General features: G+C 42.4%; 19 protein-coding genes. 5 read left to right on the forward strand and 14 right to left on the reverse strand.

From position 1 onward, the window contains the following. Nucleotides 1-88 precede the first annotated feature (88 nt). Nucleotides 89-322, forward strand: a complete 234-nt coding sequence (locus D0466_RS02980; protein ID WP_117321075.1) for a hypothetical protein — start codon at nucleotides 89-91, stop codon at nucleotides 320-322. Between the two features lie 35 nt (nucleotides 323-357). Here D0466_RS02980 and D0466_RS02985 read toward each other — a convergent pair whose 3' ends face one another. The 6 genes from D0466_RS02985 to hutP all read right to left on the reverse strand — a co-directional run bounded on the left by D0466_RS02985 (nucleotide 358) and on the right by hutP (nucleotide 7,889). After that, the gene (locus tag D0466_RS02985) at nucleotides 358-1,710 is read right to left on the reverse strand and encodes a D-serine ammonia-lyase (protein ID WP_117321076.1); all 1,353 of its coding nucleotides are present in this window, start codon (nucleotides 1,708-1,710) and stop codon (nucleotides 358-360) included. Between the two features lie 23 nt (nucleotides 1,711-1,733). Further along, nucleotides 1,734-2,678, reverse strand: coding sequence for a formimidoylglutamase (gene hutG / locus D0466_RS02990; RefSeq protein ID WP_117321077.1), 945 nt, complete (start codon nucleotides 2,676-2,678; stop codon nucleotides 1,734-1,736). Beyond that, the gene (gene hutI, locus D0466_RS02995) at nucleotides 2,671-3,927 is read right to left on the reverse strand and encodes an imidazolonepropionase (RefSeq protein ID WP_117321078.1); all 1,257 of its coding nucleotides are present in this window, start codon (nucleotides 3,925-3,927) and stop codon (nucleotides 2,671-2,673) included. The genes hutG and hutI overlap by 8 nt, the downstream gene beginning before the upstream one ends. 61 nt (nucleotides 3,928-3,988) lie before the next feature. After that, nucleotides 3,989-5,635 (reverse strand): urocanate hydratase, encoded by a 1,647-nt coding sequence (gene hutU, locus D0466_RS03000; protein ID WP_117321079.1) that lies wholly within the window; start codon nucleotides 5,633-5,635, stop codon nucleotides 3,989-3,991. Nucleotides 5,636-5,690: 55 nt separating this feature from the next. After that, the gene (hutH, locus tag D0466_RS03005; RefSeq protein WP_117321080.1) at nucleotides 5,691-7,184 is read right to left on the reverse strand and encodes a histidine ammonia-lyase; all 1,494 of its coding nucleotides are present in this window, start codon (nucleotides 7,182-7,184) and stop codon (nucleotides 5,691-5,693) included. Between the two features lie 267 nt (nucleotides 7,185-7,451). After that, nucleotides 7,452-7,889, reverse strand: coding sequence for a hut operon transcriptional regulator HutP (gene hutP / locus D0466_RS03010; protein WP_117321081.1), 438 nt, complete (start codon nucleotides 7,887-7,889; stop codon nucleotides 7,452-7,454). A 227-nt stretch (nucleotides 7,890-8,116) separates the two neighbouring features. Between hutP and D0466_RS03015 the strand changes: the two genes are divergently transcribed. After that, the gene (locus D0466_RS03015) at nucleotides 8,117-9,019 is read left to right on the forward strand and encodes a glycine-rich domain-containing protein (protein ID WP_117321082.1); all 903 of its coding nucleotides are present in this window, start codon (nucleotides 8,117-8,119) and stop codon (nucleotides 9,017-9,019) included. A 619-nt stretch (nucleotides 9,020-9,638) separates the two neighbouring features. Here the strand turns inward: D0466_RS03015 and D0466_RS03020 are convergent. From D0466_RS03020 to D0466_RS03035, 5 genes are all read right to left on the reverse strand, one after another. Beyond that, nucleotides 9,639-10,391 carry an SDR family NAD(P)-dependent oxidoreductase gene (locus tag D0466_RS03020; RefSeq protein WP_117321083.1) on the reverse strand — a complete coding sequence of 251 codons (753 nt, stop codon included), beginning with the start codon at nucleotides 10,389-10,391 and terminating at the stop codon, nucleotides 9,639-9,641. A 403-nt stretch (nucleotides 10,392-10,794) separates the two neighbouring features. Next, nucleotides 10,795-11,814, reverse strand: a complete 1,020-nt coding sequence (locus D0466_RS03025; protein WP_117321084.1) for an STAS domain-containing protein — start codon at nucleotides 11,812-11,814, stop codon at nucleotides 10,795-10,797. 318 nt (nucleotides 11,815-12,132) lie between these two features. Then, nucleotides 12,133-12,441 carry an MFS transporter gene (locus D0466_RS23430; RefSeq protein WP_325048670.1) on the reverse strand — a complete coding sequence of 103 codons (309 nt, stop codon included), beginning with the start codon at nucleotides 12,439-12,441 and terminating at the stop codon, nucleotides 12,133-12,135. Further along, nucleotides 12,429-12,782: an MFS transporter gene (locus D0466_RS23435; RefSeq protein ID WP_325048671.1), complete on the reverse strand. Its 354-nt coding sequence runs from the start codon at nucleotides 12,780-12,782 to the stop codon at nucleotides 12,429-12,431. The genes D0466_RS23430 and D0466_RS23435 overlap by 13 nt, the downstream gene beginning before the upstream one ends. 109 nt (nucleotides 12,783-12,891) lie before the next feature. Beyond that, nucleotides 12,892-13,167, reverse strand: a complete 276-nt coding sequence (locus tag D0466_RS03035) for a hypothetical protein (protein WP_117321085.1) — start codon at nucleotides 13,165-13,167, stop codon at nucleotides 12,892-12,894. A gap of 167 nt (nucleotides 13,168-13,334) precedes the next feature. Here D0466_RS03035 and D0466_RS03040 point away from each other — a divergent pair, with 167 nt between their 5' ends. Then, nucleotides 13,335-14,042 (forward strand): hypothetical protein, encoded by a 708-nt coding sequence (locus D0466_RS03040; RefSeq protein ID WP_117321086.1) that lies wholly within the window; start codon nucleotides 13,335-13,337, stop codon nucleotides 14,040-14,042. Nucleotides 14,043-14,841: 799 nt separating this feature from the next. Continuing rightward, nucleotides 14,842-15,267, forward strand: coding sequence for a phosphate-starvation-inducible protein PsiE (psiE, locus tag D0466_RS03045; protein WP_117321087.1), 426 nt, complete (start codon nucleotides 14,842-14,844; stop codon nucleotides 15,265-15,267). Between the two features lie 107 nt (nucleotides 15,268-15,374). Here the strand turns inward: psiE and D0466_RS03050 are convergent, their stop codons facing one another. After that, nucleotides 15,375-15,971 (reverse strand): DUF502 domain-containing protein, encoded by a 597-nt coding sequence (locus D0466_RS03050; RefSeq protein WP_117321088.1) that lies wholly within the window; start codon nucleotides 15,969-15,971, stop codon nucleotides 15,375-15,377. 97 nt (nucleotides 15,972-16,068) lie between these two features. Next, nucleotides 16,069-17,382: a DUF2254 domain-containing protein gene (locus D0466_RS03055; protein WP_117321089.1), complete on the reverse strand. Its 1,314-nt coding sequence runs from the start codon at nucleotides 17,380-17,382 to the stop codon at nucleotides 16,069-16,071. A gap of 227 nt (nucleotides 17,383-17,609) precedes the next feature. Between D0466_RS03055 and D0466_RS03060 the strand changes: the two genes are divergently transcribed. After that, entirely contained in the window at nucleotides 17,610-18,437 is an 828-nt protein-coding gene (locus D0466_RS03060) for an STAS domain-containing protein (protein WP_117321090.1), read from the forward strand. Nucleotides 18,438-18,621: 184 nt separating this feature from the next. Here D0466_RS03060 and D0466_RS03065 read toward each other — a convergent pair whose 3' ends face one another. After that, the gene (locus D0466_RS03065; RefSeq protein WP_117321091.1) at nucleotides 18,622-19,773 is read right to left on the reverse strand and encodes a lactate 2-monooxygenase; all 1,152 of its coding nucleotides are present in this window, start codon (nucleotides 19,771-19,773) and stop codon (nucleotides 18,622-18,624) included. Between the last annotated feature and the right edge of the window lie 38 nt (nucleotides 19,774-19,811).

Consider the following 19,811-nt stretch of genomic DNA (forward strand, 5'->3'; position numbering starts at 1 on the left):
ATATTCTTGTCTTCTTGCGTGTAGGCGGGCGGGAAACGGCTATCAAAAGAAATTAGCGGGACTTTTTATTAGAAAAGAGGGTAAAGTGATGGACAAGAACAAACGATTTTCTGAAGAGGCCACCCAGGCGAACTTAGAAATAAATAGCAAGTTGGAGGACAATAAAGTAAGAGCTTCAAAAGAGGGGCTTACAGAAGCGCAGAGTGCTAATGAAAGGCTACAGGAAGCCTTCTATGGAAACGATGAGGATAAAAACGATTTTCCGCCAACATATATTTATAACAATACTCCATCCATAAAAGTTACAGAAGATGATGAATAAAAAAGTAAGCTTCCCGCCGGAAAGCTTACTTTTTTCTAAATATCAAAATTTCGTCCTTTTTGATAATAACTCTCCATAATCTCCTTAGGAACCATACTTCCTCCGGTCCCCCAGATTATATGTCGGGCATTTTTAATTGTATCCTGCAAGTTATGTTTTCGAAGATAATTTTGGCCTGCTGAATGGCCTATCAATTGGATGGGGCCATAGAAGCCTGCCAGGGCAGATGGCTCCATATGCATATTTTCACTGTCTGCAAGATCTTTCAAAAACGAAAAGAGCCGTACGTCATCAATGGTAAAACAACCGCTTAAGAGATGGCGAACCGCGTTACCGACAAAACTTGACGGCCTTCCAACCGCCAGTCCGTCCGCCTCCGTACTATTATTAAGGTCGAAGTCCTGGACGCTAACCTTATCCTGAAGGCCGGTCATCTGTCCGATCAAAAAGCAGGGAGACTGCGTTGGTTCCGCAAAAAAGCAATGAACATTTTCTCCGAATTGCATTTTCAGTCCAAAAGTGATTCCGCCCGGAGCTCCGCCCACTCCACAGGGCAGATATACAAATAATGGGTGGTCTTCATCCACAGCAATCTTCAATGCATCAAGCTGTTTTTTTAACCTTGAAGCCGCTGTTGAATAGCCTAAAAACAGGTCGCTGGATTTCTCATCATCGATAAAATGGCAGGAGGGATTGGAAAATGCTTGTCTTCGCCCCTCTTCGACTGCTTTGCTATAGTCTGAAGTATACTCTATCACCTGGACACCCTTTTTTCGGAGCAGTTCTTTTTTCCATTGTTTCGCGTCTGCTGACATATGGACCGTGACGTTAAACCCGAGCTTAGCCCCTATAATCCCTATGCTCAACCCTAAATTCCCTGTTGAACCGACTGCAATCGAATATTGGTTAAACACGTTTCGGAACGTTTCGCTGTCAAAAGAAGCGTATGTTTCTGCCTGTTCAATCAGGCCATGTCTGGCCGCAAGGTGCTCCGCCAATTTCAAAACTTCGTAAATGCCTCCTCTCGCCTTGATGGATCCGGAAATAGGCAAGTGGCTGTCACACTTTACTAGAACACTTCCGGATATGCGGATATCAAATTTCTGTTCCATTTTATGTTGCATAGCTGGTATGTGTACGAGCGGGGATTCAATGATTCCTTTATTTCCTTTTGTTTCAGGAAAAGCTTTTGAAAAATATGGAGCAAATCGGTTCAAACGCTCAGATGCAACTGTTACATCTTCTATCGTTAACGTGCTCCCGCTGGATTTTCCTCCATAATGCGGATTCCCCCAGAAAACTTCTTTCTCCAGCATGATTTCATTCAATAAGGGATGATCCTCAAGCCATTCCTCGATGCTCTTCCCCTCCAACATCCTTTTGCCCATGAGACCTTCCTTTCTATCCGCTGTTATTTTATATACATGAACCTCAGCATCACATGTGCTGCGAGACGGCTGGTCATGTCGCGGAAATCTCTCGAAGGATCGATTTCAACGATATCCAAAGCTTTAACTTTTTTGTGCTTCGCTGCCTCGGCCACACTGCCAAGAAGTTCCCTTGACGTCACACCCCCAGGTCCGATCGCAGGGCACCCCGGTGCAAACGCCTGGTCGACAACATCCATATCTACAGATAGATAAATGAAATCAACCTCTTTGGACAGCCGCTCGACTTCTTGTTTTACAAGTGGGACAATCCCCTCCTGTTCCACGTCCGCCATGTTATAAACAGTTATTCCTTTCTCTTTTGTATAGCCGTGATATTCTTGTGAATTCGAGAAATCGCGGATCCCGATTTGTACAAGATGCTCCCCATTTACAAATCTACCTTCCAGAAGGCTCCTGAAAGGCGTTCCATTTGTCCGTCCGCCATCCTTCAGGTTCCGTACATCATGATGGGCGTCCCATTGTAATACACCTATTGTGCCAAATTTTTCTTGGAAAGCCCGTATGGAAGGAAAACTTACACCATGATCGCCGCCAAGCATGATGTAGCGTTCGCATGACTTTGAATCGATTATTTCCTTTATACTCGTGTAAATGCGCGATAAGCTTTCCTCTGTATTTATTGGATGGATAGCCACATTGCCGAAATCGACGATCATCTTATCTTTAAAATCCATCTTCCATTCTCCTGAATAAGTAGTAATATTGCTTAAACAGTCTCTAATGGTATTAGGAGCTTCCCCCGCCTGTGAATGGGATATGGAGGATTTGGAAAATGGCAGGCCAATCAATCCGATTTCTCCTCGGATGCCAGTTGAATAATGTGAGATACATTCCGTTACTTTGGTTACATACCGGTCTTTAAAACCTGCTGCATTTGCGGGCAATAGATAGGAAAACTTATCCATAAGGCTGTCTCCCCCAGATCTTTCGTCCTCCAATATATACGTATTCAGCATGATTCACTCCAAAATGGTATGGGATATATCGGTAATTCGGAACATCCCACAACACGAAATCCGCCTGTTGGCCGATTTCAAGAGTACCTGCTTCCTTCCCTTTCCCGATGGCATTTGCCGCATTGATTGTAACAGCATTCCAGATTTCTTCAGCCGTCATTTTTAGCTTAAGGGCAGCAAGGGACATGATCATTTGCAAGTTCTCCGTGACACAACTTCCCGGATTAAAGTCTGTCGCAATGGCAACGGCTGCTCCCCGATCAATCAATGCCCGTGCCTTCGCATAGTGATCCTTCCCTAAATAAAAAGTCGTGCCCGGCAGCAGGACAGCAACCGTATCAGATTTGCTTAGCCTATTAATTCCTTCATCCGAAGCAGCGACTAAATGATCCGCACTGGCTGCTCCCAGGTCCACCGCCAATTCAGCCCCACCCAGCGGATCGATTTCGTCAGCATGAATCTTTAATCCAAACCCCAGCTCACTTGCCTTTTGCAAGTATCTTCGGGATTGCCCTAATGAGAAAACACCAGTTTCACAAAAAATGTCCGCAAAGCTAGCAAGCTTTTCCTGCTTGATTTCTTTTAGCAAGCCGATCATCTCATCTATAAAGTCATCCTCTTTTCCTTTGTAACATGACGGGACGGCATGGGGCCCTAAAAAAGTCGAAACAATCTCTGCTGGGTATTTTTCCTGCAAACGTCTGATGACCCTTAACTGTTTCAACTCCGTTTCCCTTTCCAACCCGTACCCGCTTTTCGCTTCTATAGTTGTTACGCCGTAGGAAATCATTCTTTCTAAATGGAAGGATGCCTTCCTAACTAACTCATCTTCAGTTGCAAGTTTCGTAGCTTCTACTGTGGAGAGAATTCCACCGCCTTTTGCAAGGATTTCCAAATAGGATAGCCCGGCCTGTTTCATAGGAAGTTCATGTTCCCGGGAACCACCAAATACGAGGTGGGTGTGCGGATCGACCAGTCCTGGCGAAACAACCTTATGTCCCCCATCCATCCTGTGTTTTGCAGACATTGTTTTACTTTCTTTATCAGTCCCATACCAGGCAATTTTTCCATCCAAAACGGCAAATGCCGCATTTTCCATAACCTGAAGCACCTTCATCTCCTGGCCTTTTAACGGTTTTGGGGAATATTTAGGCAATATCAATTGCCCGATATTATAAACAAGTAAGTCGTAAATCATTTCTTCCGCCCTTTCAGTTATAAATAGTACGGTCCAAGAATGCTTCCCTTTTAGACCTTTTTTACAGCATTGGCATGTCGATACTTAATTCCCTGGCCGCTTTGACCGCTTTTTCATATCCCGCATCGGCATGCCGGACGATACCCATACCCGGGTCTGTGTTTAATACTCTTTCCAAGCGCTCTGCTGAAAGTTCTGATCCATCGGCAACCGCCACCATGCCGGCGTGAAGAGAATATCCCATCCCGACACCGCCACCATGGTGGACAGAAATCCATGAGCCTCCCGCTGCAACATTGAGAAGTGCGTTTAATATGGCCCAATCTCCCACTGCGTCACTTCCGTCTTTCATTGCTTCCGTTTCGCGGTTTGGAGATGCGACCGAGCCACAATCCAAATGGTCACGGCCGATAACGATCGGCGCTTTCAAATCCCCTTTCCTTACCAAGTCATTGATGGCAAGGCCCATTTTTACCCTTTCACCATACCCGAGCCAGCAAATCCTCGCGGGAAGACCCTGGAACTCGACTTTTTCACCAGCCATCTCAATCCAGCGAATTAGAGGTTTATTATCTGGAAATAGTTCCTTGATCAGGGCATCGGTACGATGAATATCCTTTGGATCCCCTGACAATGCCGCCCAGCGGAATGGCCCTTTTCCCTCACAGAATAAAGGCCTAATATAGGCTGGCACGAAACCGGGAAAATTGAAGGCATCCTTTATTCCATTGTCTTTTGCGATCTGGCGGATGTTGTTCCCATAGTCAAAGGTTACCGCACCTTTACGTTGGAATTGAAGCATCGCCGCTACGTGTGCTGCCATCGATTGAGAAGCTCTTCTTATATATTCTTTCGGGTCGCTTCCGCGCAAGGCGCCAGCATCATTTAATGACAATCCTGCAGGGATATATCCGTTTAACGGATCATGGGCAGAAGTCTGGTCCGTCACAATATCTATTTTTACGTTTCTATTCAAAATTTCCCGATGTATGACAGCTGCATTTCCGACCAGCCCGACTGAAAGGGGTTCAGCATTTTCCTTTGCTTCAAGCACCAAGGACAGTGCTTCATCGATGGAATCTGTCATTTTATCGCAATAGCGGGTATCGATGCGTTTTTTAATCCGGGCAGGATCCACTTCTACCGCCAGGCAGACACCGCCGTTCATGGTCACCGCCAGAGGCTGGGCTCCTCCCATCCCGCCGAGCCCGGCGGTAAGTGTAATGGTCCCTTTCAATGAACCACCAAAGTGCTGGCGCGCCACCTCTGCAAAGGTTTCATAGGTGCCTTGTAAAATCCCTTGAGTCCCGATATAGATCCAGCTGCCGGCTGTCATTTGGCCATACATCATCAAGCCTTTTTGGTCGAGTTCATGGAAATGCTCCCAATTGGCCCATTTCGGCACCAAAACCGAGTTTGACAATAGTACTCTTGGAGCCGCTCGATGTGTTTTAAAAACGGCAACAGGCTTCCCCGATTGAATAAGCAATGTTTCATCGTTTTCCAGGCGGCGCAGCGTTTTGACGATGGCGTCAAATGATTCCCAGTTCCTTGCTGCCTTGCCAATGCCTCCATATACAACAAGATCTTCCGGTTTTTCTGCTACTTCTGGATCCAGGTTGTTACATAGCATCCTTAAGACAGCTTCCTGCTCCCAACCTTTACATTCAAGCTCCTGCCCTTTCTTTGCCCGTATGACCCGTTTCATTTTTTTCCACTCCTCTAGAAAAATGATAATAATCAAATGGTTTATTTCAATTTATCTACTTTGATTTTTTTACCGATTTAATTAAAAAGTCGGCCATTCTTTCAATGTCTTCTGAAAAAACCCGATCGGCTGTAATCTGAGGAACAGCTTTCCTTGCTTTATCATAAAAAGCCCTGGTTTGCGGCGACATTTTATCCACACCCCGGTAGCGGACCGCTTCCATGGCACAGATGCATTCAATGGCCAGCACCCTGCGTACATTTTGGATAATGGCATGTGCATGCCGAGAAGCAATTGTTCCCATGCTCACATGGTCTTCCTGATTGGCAGAGGAAGGAATGGAATCTACACTGGCTGGATGTGCAAGCGTTTTATTCTCGGAAACAAGGGATGCCGCACAATATTGCATAATCATTGCCCCTGATTGCAGGCCCGGCTGTGAGCTTAGGAAAGGCGGCAGGTCGCTTAACTGTGGATTGACTAGCCTTTCAATTCTCCGTTCAGATATGCTGGCAAACTCTGCGGCTGCTATTTTCAAAAAATCCATGGCGATGGCAATCGGCTGCCCGTGAAAATTCCCTCCGGAAACCACGGTTGCACCTCCATGGAAAATCAGCGGATTATCGGTAGCTGCATTGATTTCAATTTCCAACTTTTCTTTAACATAATCCAATGCCTGCCAGGATGCGCCATGTACCTGCGGAATGCAACGCAATGAATATGCGTCCTGGACACGCTTTTCCCCTTGCCTTGTAACGAGCTTACTGCCTGATAGAATATTTCTCACCCTATTGGCTACCTCTATTTGCTGAGGATACCCGCGGGCTTCATGTATTGCCGGATGAAACGCATCAATGATTCCTTCAAGCCCTTCCATGGTCATTGCGGCAATCCATTCGCTTTGATAAGCAAGTTCACTCGCCTCGAGCCAATTAACCGCGCCCATTGCCGTCATCGCTTGGGTTCCGTTTATTAAAGCAAGGCCTTCTTTAGCCTTCAATCCAATAGGTGTTATTCCTCGTTGTTTAAAAACATCTTTTGTATCCCATACCTTCCCTTTAAAATGCACTTTTCCTTCACCTGTGAGGACGAGTGCCAGATGGGATAATGGGGCTAAATCGCCTGAAGCCCCAAGAGATCCCTGCTGGGGAATGACCGGATGAATCCGGGAATTTAGTAACGTTACAAGCATTTCTACGATGGACGGACGGACCCCGGAAAATCCTTTTAATAAAGCGTTTAGCCTAAGCAGCAACATCACTCTGGAAACAATTACAGGAAAGGGGCCACCCACCCCGCAGGCATGCGAACGAATTAAATTGTGCTGCAATAAGTTGACATCTTCTTCATCTATGATGACATCGCTGAATTTTCCAAACCCGGTATTAATCCCGTATACCGTGTGTTTTTCCAAAACGATTTTTTCTACGGCTGCCCTGCTTTCCTCTACTTTCCTCAAGCTGTCCGCATGTAAAGAAACCTTTTCCCCTTCATAACCGATCCGTCTTATCTCCTCTAACGTCAAATTATGGCCTGATAACTGAACCATGAACTTCCCTCCTGAAATCAGTTCCGCATTAGAAAACTCTCCGGATGGCGAGCTTTTTTAAAGGCGAAGACAGAGGCGTAGTTAAGCCCACATGATGTGGGTCACTGAAGCGTTGCTACAGGAAGTAGCGCGCTTAGCCTTTGTTACGCTTTATGCAGGTAAGAAACTTTTATACTTTCTTACCTGCCAATGCAAAAAGGAGGTGACAATGGCATAGTGATACCATCATCGCCTCCTACTGACTAGTGGACTATAGGCAATGCAAGCTTATATATGGTTTATTCCCAAACCAATTGTTTCATGCTCCAATCCTTTCACAGGAGCACCAATCGTTCCGTAAAAAGCGACAGCAATCCATTCTCCTTCCTCAACATTCGTGTAAGGATAGCCGCGGACTACCGAAAATCGCAGGCCAACGGTTCTGCTCATTTCACCGATGGAAGGATGGCCCCTCGTTACACCTTCAATTGCTTCCAAAATGGCATGATACAAGGCATGTGCCTCGCGGTAAAAGCTTTCATGGATGAGCCCGTTTCTTTTTGCGGCCGTTTCCACAGCAGATATGACCTTCTGCATATTCATGGAACCGACTCTCCCCTGACAGTATTTCACATCATTTAGGGATCCGCGGAAGTATTCCAATTCTTCTTCTGTCAACGCAGACAGGAGGATCGCTATTTTCCCAATTGAAACCTTTTGGCCCATAAAACTCCTCTTTTTTCAGAATATTCACTAAATACTATTCACTGCTTTTATTTTAGTTGTACACCAATTAAAGTGTCAATGATTTTGGGAAAATTTAGTGCATTACTACAATGCCCAGGTGGCTTGCTAAAGGAATTTTTCTTTGCTTTTCGAATCAGAAAATCATTTTATAAAAATAGAATGATATAATGAGAGTGAATATGTAAGGATTTGAAAGGGCTGATAAGATGGTATTCATCTATTTTGTACTCAGCGTTATCATTATCATCGGGATCATAATTTTATTTCGAAACAGGGATGGTACTCCACGAATGGAACGTTTCAGCGAGGAATTTAACAGATTTTATGCTGATACTTTGTCGCTTTCCCAAACCGAGGTCGTAAATGCAAATCTATCACATGAATTAAATTCAGCATTACCAATCGATTATATGGAAAAAGTGAATTCCGAGTTCCGTCTTCACTTTCCGCGCTATTCACAAAAAAAGGTGAATGAGTATTGGAGGGAGCTAAAACGATTTTTCATAATGGCTGCCGTTTTTCAGAAAGTAGAAATGTTCAACAGCAAGGTGGATGTATTATGGCACATCATGTTAAAACATGAGGCTGAATATGATGAATTCTGCCAGAAGTTTATCGGGCGTAGAATTGTTCACATTCCCCATTCTCAGCCTGCTTTCAAGCCGTATGAAAGAACATTTTTTGACTTTTGCTATGTACAGTTGTTTACGGTGGATCCAACCGCAGTAAAGGTGTGGGGCAAATTTTTCAAGCATGGCAAGGGGCAGGATTTTCTTCTCGAATTTGAAAGGGAACCGATTGGAGCCTTAAAAGAAAAGTTTATGCTACTGAGTACAAGCAGCGATGCTAAGTCAACATTTGAATCGTTTACAGCGAGATTCAAAGAGGATAAATCTGGAAAAACCAACCGCTGGCATGAGGTGTATAAACAAAATAACGATGCAAGCTACGGTTATTTCGCATATGTTGGCTCAGATGACAACGACGGTTCTTTCCGTGAATTGTTTGGCCACGACAGCCCTGGCAGCAGTGGCGGACATGGCGGAGAAGGCAGCCATAGTGATTCCGGATCCAGCTGCTCTTCTTGCAGCTCTTGTTCATCATCTTGAATATTGTTATTACCAAGAAGCAGCCAAATATAAGTGGCTGCTTTTTAAGGTCGTTTGTCTCGTTTTTTCGTACCTGCTCTTCTGCAAAGGCTCATAAACCTAGAGTTTTTTATTATTACCTTATGTTTTGTTTTGAATTTTTATTGGGTTTTGGAGTTGTAAAAATATATTCTATCGAGATTATTTTTGAGATACAACTTGGAGTTAATTTCATCTTAGTCTATTTTTCATTTATATCTTAACGTACCCTCTAGGAGCAGCCTGTTTAGAATTCACTGCCCCGAATACATTACTGATGAATATTTTATGTTACATTCAGAGGATGTAAATCTTTGAAAAATATATAGCGGGCGCCGCTGCCAAGGAGGTTCCTTTAACCCCAAACAGGTCTTATTGACTTTTTCACTAGAATTAGTAAACCACCTTAATAAACAAAAAAAGATGGACTCAGCCATCTTTTTTCTAATTTAATAGATTAATTTATTTTACTTGACTTTATCAATAATGATGTATCACTTCTCCACATTGCCAATAAACATGTCATTTCTTATGAAGCTCTTGACCGATGAACAAGTAGCAAATATCACCTCAGGAAATACTGCTCTAAATTAAAATGGACCTAAACAGTAAGGGCACCCCCATCGACCACAATGGTCGTTCCCGTAATATAGGATGAATCGTCAGATGCCAGAAAAAGGACTGTTTTCGCAACTTCTTCAGGCTGTCCTACCCGCCGGAGGGCGTTGCTGGTTGAAATGATCGGCCATTTCCTTTTGTCACTTTTCCAGCCTTCGATAATGGCCGTATCAATGACTCCCGGAGCAATGGCGTTCACGCGTATGTTTTTTCCTCCATATTCCAACGCTGCATTCTTCGTTAAAATGACCACACCTCCCTTGGAAGCATTATAAGGAGAAACGAATTTCTTTCCCTTCAAGCCAAGAATGCTTGATGTGTTAATGATGGAACCTCCACCACGTGCTTCCATTTCAGGAATCGCATATTTCATGCCAAGAAAAACACCTTTCAGGTTGATATCGACAACACGGTCCCACTCGTCAATTGGCATGTCCGCAAGCTTTACTTCTGCATTGCCAACCCCAGCATTATTGAATAAAATATCAAGTCCTTTATATTCTTCGATGGTTTTGTTTATCAATTCCAGTACTTCATCCGGATTGGCCATATTTACGTTTACACTAAGGGCCTCGCCGCCCCCTTTTTTTATAAAACTCATCGTTTCATAAGCCAGCTTTTCATTCACGTCCGCAACCACTACCTTTGCACCTTCCTCCGCAAAGAGGGCAGCGGTGGCACGGCCGATTCCTCCCCCTCCACCCGTAATGATCGCTACTTTATTTTGTAATCTCATATACAGCACCTCCCTGAAAAATTTTTGATAAAGCAGTACCTCCATAAAGTTCCGCTCTATGGAATATCGAACAGGCACATATACCGACTGGTTAGTATGATGATATTATACGCAATGTATTCAGACTATTCAAATACTTTCGAACGCTCTCTTTTAAGGTAAAAATCATTCCGGTTTATTTTTCCCCGATTTAAATTCACCCGCCATGGGTTCGGAATTCAGGAATAACATGTACAAGCGGCTGTCATTACCAGGTAGCCGCTTGTTCGATTGAAGAGTTAATACTAACCACAGTTAATATCCATTTTTTTGTAAAATATGCCGGATAAATATCTTATCCTCAACAAAAAGAAGACGTTTGATAGGTGAAAAACAAACAGACAACAATTAAGGAAATGTTTGTTCATCGGCGCCTGGCAATCTCAAGGCCCTCGATCGATAACGTATAGGTTAACGCATGTTTCAACGTATTAAAGCACTTGAAACGCTGAATATCAACCTTGCTTTCCACCATCCCCATGCTTACAGCAGGTGATATTCCTACGAGGAAAGTTTCGGCGCCCAATAGATTGACAGCCTGTGTAATATTGCGCAACACAGCAGGCGTGAATTCATCAAGCTCCCTCACAGCCGTAAGGTCGAGCAGCAGGTATTTCGTTTCAAATCCAATTACTCCGGCCAGGATCTTTTCTGTCAGTTGTGAGGCGAGCGAGTCTTCAAATTTGCCGAATAGCGGGATTACGACGATATGGTCTAAAACCGGAATAACAGGAGAAGACAGTTCCCTGATTGTGTTGGTAAGTTCATGTTTTTTTTCTTCAACCATGGATTTAAGCTGCTTGATTTGTTCTTGCTCTTTGGTTCGAACCCGGCTGGAAAGATTGTCCGCAGGGCCGCTTGAAGATCGGAAGATTTCAATCACGGAATAGCCAAGGCCGGCCACGTGTCTTTCCGAAAAACGGTACCACATATCCTCATTAAATAGTACACTAAACAGTCCTGCCAAATGCGCTGCCATAAAAATGGGTCTGAGGGTATGCTCATCACTCAATGCAAAATTAATTTTCGTTTCCCTTTTATTGTCTAGCTTCAAGATGACCATTTTCTTTTCCTCTGAAAGATGTTCAAATTCAATCCTGCCCCATCCCCCATTAGCGTAGATCCGGGCAAGCGTTTTTAATATTTCTTGTACACCCTGGCCAGTATGTATTTTTTTCGCCATCATTTTTCCTGTACGGAATCCAGAAGCCTCCAAAAACGCTTCTGAATGCTCAAATCCTAAGAGTTCCTCCATTGTAGCCATGAAGCCTTCCAGGATGATCTGCAGGTTTTCTATTACTGTTGCCTCGCCATTATAAATAAGACTATCTATTTTACTGCCGAAATCATCTTCGTTTATATTTTTCTTACTGTCAGCAGACATATCCACGGCTCCTTTCTAAAACCAATATACTTGAAAATAGAAAAATCGCGAAAGCATTCTAGAAATGTATATCGAATTTTTTAACAAGCTCATCTTCCATGATCCTAAATCTATTTATCTACATCTTTCCTACGTCTTTTGCAACGATTTTAGCAATAACCATTAATAGTGGCGGCATCCCGTTCCTTTAAGACAACTACAATAGACGTCATAACCTGTTGTTTAGGTCCCTTGGTTCCCACATGGCTTCTCCATCAAAATCCATACATTCAGTTAAGTTGATAAAGGCCCTGGGATGGATCCAGTGCCTCCACCTATTTATAATTTTAGCGAATTTTCTGCACCTTTTACAAATAATTGTTTTCCTTTATATGCGATACTACTGGCAAAAAAGAGGGTACAGCCGGCGATCAGGAAGGCAATGCGTACTCCGTATAAATCGGCCAATCCCCCCATGATCAGCACTGCTATTCCATAGGTTCCCGTTCCAATGGCACCCAACGAAGTATGCACGGTTGTCAATTTTTCCTTTGGTACACTATTCTGGACCACCCTTTGCAATGGAATGTTTTTTAACTGCCCGGCAACGCCAATCAAGCCGGATAATGCTAAAGCTATATTGCGCACCCATCAAGTAAAGCTATCGCCGCAATCATCGGAAAGAAAACAAAATTGTTTGATGGATTGATGCCTTTCATCATGAAAAATCCCAGTCCAAACATAATGAACGTCTTGCCTAGTTGGCTCCAGAGCATCAGTGTTTTTAACGTAACCCTGACCAGCAGCAGCGGTGTCATCAGGCTTGAGACAAACATGGCTAAGGTGATTGTGAATGGAACAATGGAGACTGCAGCTGCAGAACCGTTCAGCTTATAAATGATGCTAATGATGCTGACAATATAAAGGACATCACCAATATTCGCTAAAGACTGGCCAATCATTAAATTTATGAGATTATTTGATTTCAAGTTTATCCCCCTTTTTAAGAAAGATATCAAATAAATGGGGATTTTAGATTGGACTGTTTATCATTGGTCTTCTCCTTAAATAGAAGCAAAGGTGGGGGATCAGGAATAGCTAATTTGCATTATGCAATACGTTCAACGCAATATGTTCATCTTCTTTTTTTACATAAATATCGTATTGGGTCATATCCTTGAAGCGGCTAGGTTCTTCCAGGTTCACAGGGCTTTTTGTTTTGTATAACACGCCGCCCTGTTTTAACTTGCCAATCACTCTAAAATAATCATCATGTCCAAACGCAGTGTAAACCAGCTTCCAATTCCTGTTAAAAACCATTTTTAAAGATAGGAAAACGATTAAAGCAAGAATGATAGCAATCGCCAATTTCAATATATCACCCCATTTTATACGGATTTGGCGTGAATCCCGTTGATAATTCTAAATATTATAACATATGCCTTATAGCCTGGTAACTGGACTGTATATTGTTTTGGGTTTTTCCTGTACGATTTTTCCTGTAATATTAAGTAATAAGATTGTAAGGAGGATAACCTACATTGTTCACGACTATACCGCCAAAAGATGGATACTTGTTATTCGAAAATGAAGATGATTATCTGATAAAAATCAAGGACTGGGGGCTTGTATCAGCTTCAGCGAAATCGCCTAAGCGGGAGTTTCTTTATAAACGGGAAAACACTACATACACCGTATCCATCAAAGGCTATGAAATAAATGGGTCCCATGAGACAGCTGTGGTCTCCTTTTCCAATGACGCCCTTCATTGTGTACATCCTGCATTCCTGAAGGAAATGCAGAGCCCATCATTCGGCAGGGAGTCGGTATTGGATATACCGTCACAGACATCTGAGGGTGAGTTGCCTGAAACTGGAGAGCGAGTTGAAGAACCAAAATCTGAAAAACCTAAGGTTCACAAGCAAACGAAGGATAAATCGCCAAAAAAAGTGCTTGATCTTCCAAGTGAAAAAGTATCATTTGAAGCCGTGTTAGAGGAATTTACAACAAAATACAACCATTTTAACGAAAGCGAGGATGAAATCCTAATTCTGGGACAGGTCAGAATCGTAACGGAAAATACGATCGAAATCGGCGAAGCGTGGTGCGGATATAGCAAAACCCTGAAGAAACTTGAACTGCAGGTTGGGGACTTGATCACCTTTGATGCAAAGATCGTCGATAAAAAGCTCAACAAAGACATTCGATACAAAATTAATAATCCTTCTAAAATCACTAAGAAATCTTGAACTTGCCTGATAGAAAAGGATGATCGATTTCTCCGATCATCCTTTTTTAGCAATACTAAAGTTTAACACATCTTCTATTATATAAAGCAGAACCAGACTAAATGTAAGGCTTTATGACCCCGCCTGTAATAGACCTAACTGCTCCTCTGTCTTCTCCTTTAAAAAAGCTCGCCAATCGGCTAGTTATTGTACTGCCAGGTCTTTTATTTTTCGTTAGGCTAGATCCTGCAAACTCAACCGATGCTTGATATTATGGTTGGCATATGGAAGCTTTGAATAATCCCCACTAGAAATTGAGAGCATAATTCCTCCCTCTTCTTCAGATATCGAGTGTGTATAGGATATGATTACAGGTGAAAAATCGTCTTTCCATCGTAAACTGTACAAGTTGCGGCTCGAATACTATTACTACCCAATTTAGTATATTGCCTTTTTCCTGCCTGCAAGAGAATTTGCACTAGCCCTTATTCAATACATCATCCCCGTCAATCCTGCGGAAGCTCGACCCATTGCTGTATGATTTCAGATTTCGTTAATACGTCCCCAATCTTCATCAAAGGTGCATCAATTTTAATTTCTTAGTTCACAATAAAGTGTCTGCTCATTATTTTCCTCCAGTTTTATACTTTTACTATAAGGGTAAAACTGATTGAATTAACATTTTACATATTTAAAGGAGCTAAACTAAAGAATTTTTATTTGTACTAATACTGATAATAATAAGTTTGGTCTTCAAAAGACATATTTCTATTATAAGCCATGATTGATAAAACAAAAAAAATATATGGGAGGAGAATTGATGTTAAAGCAAATCAGAAACAAATGGCCCATCCTCCGAATTTCCGTCATTCTTCAAATAGTATTAAATACAGCTCTTATCTTGTTGGCGATCATTCTAAGCGTATTGCTCGTAAAGGAAATCGTGTATTTGATCAGCGTTTCTGTTTTTAACCCGGGCATAGATATATACTATGAACTGCTTGAGCGTATCATGGTTTTCTTTTTGTACTTTGAGTTCATCGCCATGATTGTGAAATATTTTCAAGAGGAATATCATTTTCCTATCCGCTATTTTCTTTACATTGGAATTACGGCCATGATAAGGCTGATTATCGTTTATCATGAAAACCCTGTCCACACGCTGCTGTTCAGCCTGGCTATTCTGGTTTTGATTATCGGTTTCTATATTATGAATTCAGTAACGGGAAGAACGGGAAAATATTAGAAGATTAAAGAAAATAATTGACTTATAGCACTGCACAGCGAAAAAGCAAGGGAAGCAAAAGCCCGTGCTTTTTCAATACTGTTGATCTTTTGGGATGCCCAGGTGGCTTAGCCTTTAGTTTTCTTCTTTTCATTCTTGGAAGTCATGCCTCCCGATAGGATAAACTTCATTGCATCTTCCGGTTTTACATCGATAACCTCAAGTTCATCCTTGGGGATCAGAAATGTAAAGCCTGCTACCTGAAAGGTTTGCTGAATATAAACAGCTGCATAGTTCTTTAATGGATCGTGAAGGCTTTCCAAATCTTCTGCCGTGATAAAGCCCATGCTTTTCATATTCGTTCCGGGTATCGTAACAAGGACTACCTTTGAAAACGACTTTTTCTCGCCAAGGAACGAATTGATAGTATCCTTGCTGACAGAATAAATGGTCTTGACTATCGGAATGTTCTCAAGAAGCCTGTCTATCAGCCTGAAAATCGTTCCTGTCAGGAACTTTGTCGACAGCCATCCCAGTAAGGTGATGAGCACAATAGTCACCAGCAGCCCTATACCTGGTATATAATCGTCCTCTAAGTATGGTTTTAAGACATTTCCAAGGATTCCGTCCAGGAACATGAAGGTTTTATAAACCACATACACCACCAGAATAATCGGTACAATCGTTAAAACCCCGTTAATGAAATTTCGTACAAGGCGCTTCATTACTTTCTCCTGCTTTTTATAAATAATAGATTGCTTTTCCTATTATTCCATATTTCTTCACAACGGACAATTTCTTATTAAGATATATTCTTTTACATCATAGCTTTGGCGCATAATTCTTGTTACAGGCTTTGGCAAGTCCATTCAAATGTGTATTTAAATATTTTTCGTCAAGGCTGAGCCATTCTTCGGCCCTGATCCCTTCAACGATATATTCTGAAAAGCGCCACACCTCATCCTTTGTTTTTTGCCCATTGGTTTCGGCGACCAGTGTTAAAGCTTTTAGGATTGCGGCCATTACAGAAACATCCGCTCGTCCGTAGTGGCGGATTTGAAAGAAGCTATCGTATAGGTAATCGGAGAATGTCGGCCTTTCCAGGATGATCCTTACGTTTCCATGTTCATCGCAATAATATGGGACATCAGGTTGAACCTTTGCGATTTTCGTCAGGACTTGGCCCAATTGCTGAAGGCAGTTTATCGCAGTTTCAGGATCATTTTTTCCTGGTGCAATCGCCCGCAAAGCAATTTCCGCCAACTTTTGGATACCAAGCTTCACATCTTCCATTGATTCTTGATCTGCTGTAATAAAAATAAATTCCAGAAGGTTTGCATTCAATGGTTCTTTGCTATTCCACACGGTTAAAAGAGGAGTATCTACATCGACATAATCGCCGGGGATTTTTTCAAATTTAATGATAAGATCCTCTTCTGCAGCAACCTTTATCATTTTTTCCAGTTCAACATATTGAATGTATCCTTGCCGCTTACTCTTTAGTTCTCCTGATTTTTCATTTTCAAGCCGTAAATCCTTATATTCAGATGAAGAACAAGGGGCATGCTCAACTTCCCTATGATTCTTCTCTATCGAGGTTAGTGTCTCCTTGGTGATATTCGAAATCAAATTCCCCACCTTGATCCATTCTGTTACATGATGGATTAAAAAAACGAACATGCCGAGGCAGACAAAAGCTACCAAAATCGCAAAGGACGGAACAATGAACGCATTGCCCGGCTCAGATTCCCTAACTTGAATTAGCAAAATAAGTGCGTAAATATAACCTCCGATAAAGGTCCCAAGTCCATGCTGTATTTTTGATTCGGCATTAAAATTCTGCAAGGTTCGCGGGGAATACTGCGCCAAAAAAGTTGTTTCTACCACTAAAATCGATGAAAATATGATGGTGGTCATTGTAAGTAAGGAAGTGGAAATGGCACTCAATATCGTTTGCGCTAAATCTTTATCAGTAAATAAAACAGCAGGCAGCCATTCCGTCGCTCCGTTTTGATCTGTAACAACACGGTCGATCTGCATACTAACGATTGCCAGGAAAAAAAAACAAAGGCCATATAGCGCCGGTGTTATCCAAAAATTTGCTTTTATTTTATTCAAAGCGAATTTCAGTGACATGGCTCCATTCCCCCAAAAAATGATTTACAATACCACAAAGCGCATAAGATAAGCTTTTAACTTACCATCTTCTTTTGATTAATACCCAGTATTTCAATAATATAAATCATTTCAACTGATATTGGCGCTGCTTTTTATAATGCCCAATCAAAACATTAAAAAGTTTGAATCTAATATGGTAAAATATAAGGAATAATTTTTTATTATTAATTTGTAAGGAGGTTAAGATGGAGACAAAAACCGTAAAAAAAGAATTAATAGATATTACAAAAAAAGTCATGGAGAAAAAAGAAGAATTGGCACAGCAGCGGCAAGACGCTGTCACTGACGATCGTTCAGAGAAAACAATCAACGCTTTGACTTCCTGGAGGGAAAATCTTATTGAAATCTACGCCCAATCAATTTCAGAAGATCTGGAGATCACTTACGGGCATCTGAAAAAATGGGGGGATCACATAGTCAATTTACTGGTAAATTTACAATTGCCATTGGACGTAGCAATTGAGGAAATTCGTTTCTATCGTGATACAATTGGCCAGATCATCAAAGAAGAAGCGAACGCCTACCAATTTACGATTGATGAGTTTTATGAAGTGCTGTCCCGGTTTGATTCTGTCGTTGACCGCGCCGTCCATTGGTTAAGCCTTTCCTATTTGCGCAGCCACACGGCACAGATGCTTGCGGCAGAAGATACATTGCGGGAACTTACCATACCGGTTGTCCGTGTAACCGAACAAATAGGAGTACTTCCTATTGTAGGGGATATTGATACCAAGAGGGCCCAGCAATTAATGGATACTGCTCTGGCGCAAGGAACCCTGTTGAACCTGTCTTACTTGATTATTGATTTATCAGGCGTGCCGATTATCGATACCCTGGTGGCAGACCAGATATTCAAAGTCATTACCGCACTTAAATTGGTCGGAATTGAAACCAAGTTAACCGGGATCAGGCCTGAAATTGCACAGACTATGGTAAACCTAGGAGTAAGCTTCCAGGATGTATACACCTTTTCAAGCCTTCATCAAGCTATTGCGCATTTGAATGGTTTATAAGTGCTTTTTTACTCGGCAGCGATGTATTCTACCCCACATTTAAATAGAAGCAGAGGGGATCAAATATTTCTGTACAAACAATGTTCATCATTAAAAAACGATCCTCCATTGGATGATCGCTTTCTTTTTGCAAAATTGCAGCTCAGTTGTCTCCATATGTAACGGATTTGGTCAAAATGGTGTCCTACATTTTTTTCAATAATGAACGGTCAAGTTCTTTGATTGATTTTTTACCTGATAATGCCATCGTTAAATCCAGGTCGGCCAGTATATTCCTTAACACTTGCTGTACACCTTCTTCCCCTGCCAATGCCAGACCATAAATATACGGCCTGCCGATTAATACAGCTTTAGCGCCCAAAGATAGCGCTTTCACGATATCTGCGCCCCTGCGTATCCCGCTGTCCATCAAGACCGGAATTTCATCACCTACCGCCTCGCAAATTTCTGGCAGTGCATCCAATGCAGCTATAGCGCCGTCCACCTGCCTTCCGCCATGGTTGCTGACGATAATGCCATCAGCTCCGTGAGCCAGGGCAAGCTTTGCATCTTCCGGATGCAGTATTCCTTTTAACAAGATAGGCAGGGAGGTCTGCATCCGAATATACTCAAGGTCCTTCCAAGTGAGAGTTGGATTACCGAACACCTGAGACCATAACATGATGGCTGACTGCATATCTTCGCTTGGCGGGCATTCAAGCCGGGAGCAAAACACCGGATCCTCCAGGTAATTCCCGATCCCCTGCCCAAATAGGAAAGGCAAATATGCGTTCTCAATGTCCTTTTCCCTCCATGCCATCATCGGGGTATCAAGTGTAATGACAATCGCACCATATCCTGCCTTTTCCGCTCTTTTCACCATGCTCGACGCAATTTCGCGATCCTTGCTCCAATATAATTGAAACCATTTAATCCCTTCCCCTGCGGCTTCAGCCACCTTTTCAAGGCTATGGGTTGAAGCTGTACTGGATATAAACGGAACGCCTGTTGCGGCAGCTGCGCGTGCCGAAGCCAATTCACCGTCTGTATGGACAATTGACTGGACACCGACAGGAGCACATAGCACAGGAAAAGGAAGGGTTTTTCCATACAGCTCTACACTTAAATCCCGTTCATCTGTATCGCAAAACATCCTGGGCACGATCTTCCATTTATAAAATGCATCGCGATTGGCCCGCGCCGTTTCTTCTGCACCGGCAGATGCAGCTACGTAATGATATGGCCCTGATTCCAGCTTGTGCTTTGCTTTTTTTTCCAGATCTTCATAGGTTACCGGCACCACATTTTTTTCGATATTTTGATAGACTTTCAGTTGAACTATATTTCCATACTTCATCTTTTCTCCCCCTTTTAACTAATGATATAAAAGGATTC

This window comes from Peribacillus glennii, assembly GCF_003429105.1.
In the GTDB taxonomy this organism is placed as follows: domain Bacteria; phylum Bacillota; class Bacilli; order Bacillales; family DSM-1321; genus Peribacillus; species Peribacillus glennii.

What these genes read in the sequence shown, in the direction of transcription:
- D0466_RS02985 (WP_117321076.1), bottom strand. Translation starts at nt 1,710, where the DNA reads ATGGGCAAAAGGATGTTGGAGGGGAAGAGCATCGAGGAATGGCTTGAG.
- D0466_RS03025 (WP_117321084.1), bottom strand. Translation starts at nt 11,814, where the DNA reads ATGTCTGCTGACAGTAAGAAAAATATAAACGAAGATGATTTCGGCAGT.
- hutP (WP_117321081.1), bottom strand. Translation starts at nt 7,889, where the DNA reads ATGGGCCAAAAGGTTTCAATTGGGAAAATAGCGATCCTCCTGTCTGCG.
- D0466_RS03060 (WP_117321090.1), top strand. Translation starts at nt 17,610, where the DNA reads ATGGAGACAAAAACCGTAAAAAAAGAATTAATAGATATTACAAAAAAA.
- hutI (WP_117321078.1), bottom strand. Translation starts at nt 3,927, where the DNA reads ATGATTTACGACTTACTTGTTTATAATATCGGGCAATTGATATTGCCT.
- D0466_RS03065 (WP_117321091.1), bottom strand. Translation starts at nt 19,773, where the DNA reads ATGAAGTATGGAAATATAGTTCAACTGAAAGTCTATCAAAATATCGAA.
- D0466_RS03015 (WP_117321082.1), top strand. Translation starts at nt 8,117, where the DNA reads ATGGTATTCATCTATTTTGTACTCAGCGTTATCATTATCATCGGGATC.
- D0466_RS03050 (WP_117321088.1), bottom strand. Translation starts at nt 15,971, where the DNA reads ATGAAGCGCCTTGTACGAAATTTCATTAACGGGGTTTTAACGATTGTA.
- D0466_RS02980 (WP_117321075.1), top strand. Translation starts at nt 89, where the DNA reads ATGGACAAGAACAAACGATTTTCTGAAGAGGCCACCCAGGCGAACTTA.
- D0466_RS03020 (WP_117321083.1), bottom strand. Translation starts at nt 10,391, where the DNA reads ATGAGATTACAAAATAAAGTAGCGATCATTACGGGTGGAGGGGGAGGA.
- psiE (WP_117321087.1), top strand. Translation starts at nt 14,842, where the DNA reads ATGTTAAAGCAAATCAGAAACAAATGGCCCATCCTCCGAATTTCCGTC.
- hutH (WP_117321080.1), bottom strand. Translation starts at nt 7,184, where the DNA reads ATGGTTCAGTTATCAGGCCATAATTTGACGTTAGAGGAGATAAGACGG.
- D0466_RS03055 (WP_117321089.1), bottom strand. Translation starts at nt 17,382, where the DNA reads ATGTCACTGAAATTCGCTTTGAATAAAATAAAAGCAAATTTTTGGATA.
- hutU (WP_117321079.1), bottom strand. Translation starts at nt 5,635, where the DNA reads ATGAAACGGGTCATACGGGCAAAGAAAGGGCAGGAGCTTGAATGTAAA.
- hutG (WP_117321077.1), bottom strand. Translation starts at nt 2,678, where the DNA reads ATGGATAAGTTTTCCTATCTATTGCCCGCAAATGCAGCAGGTTTTAAA.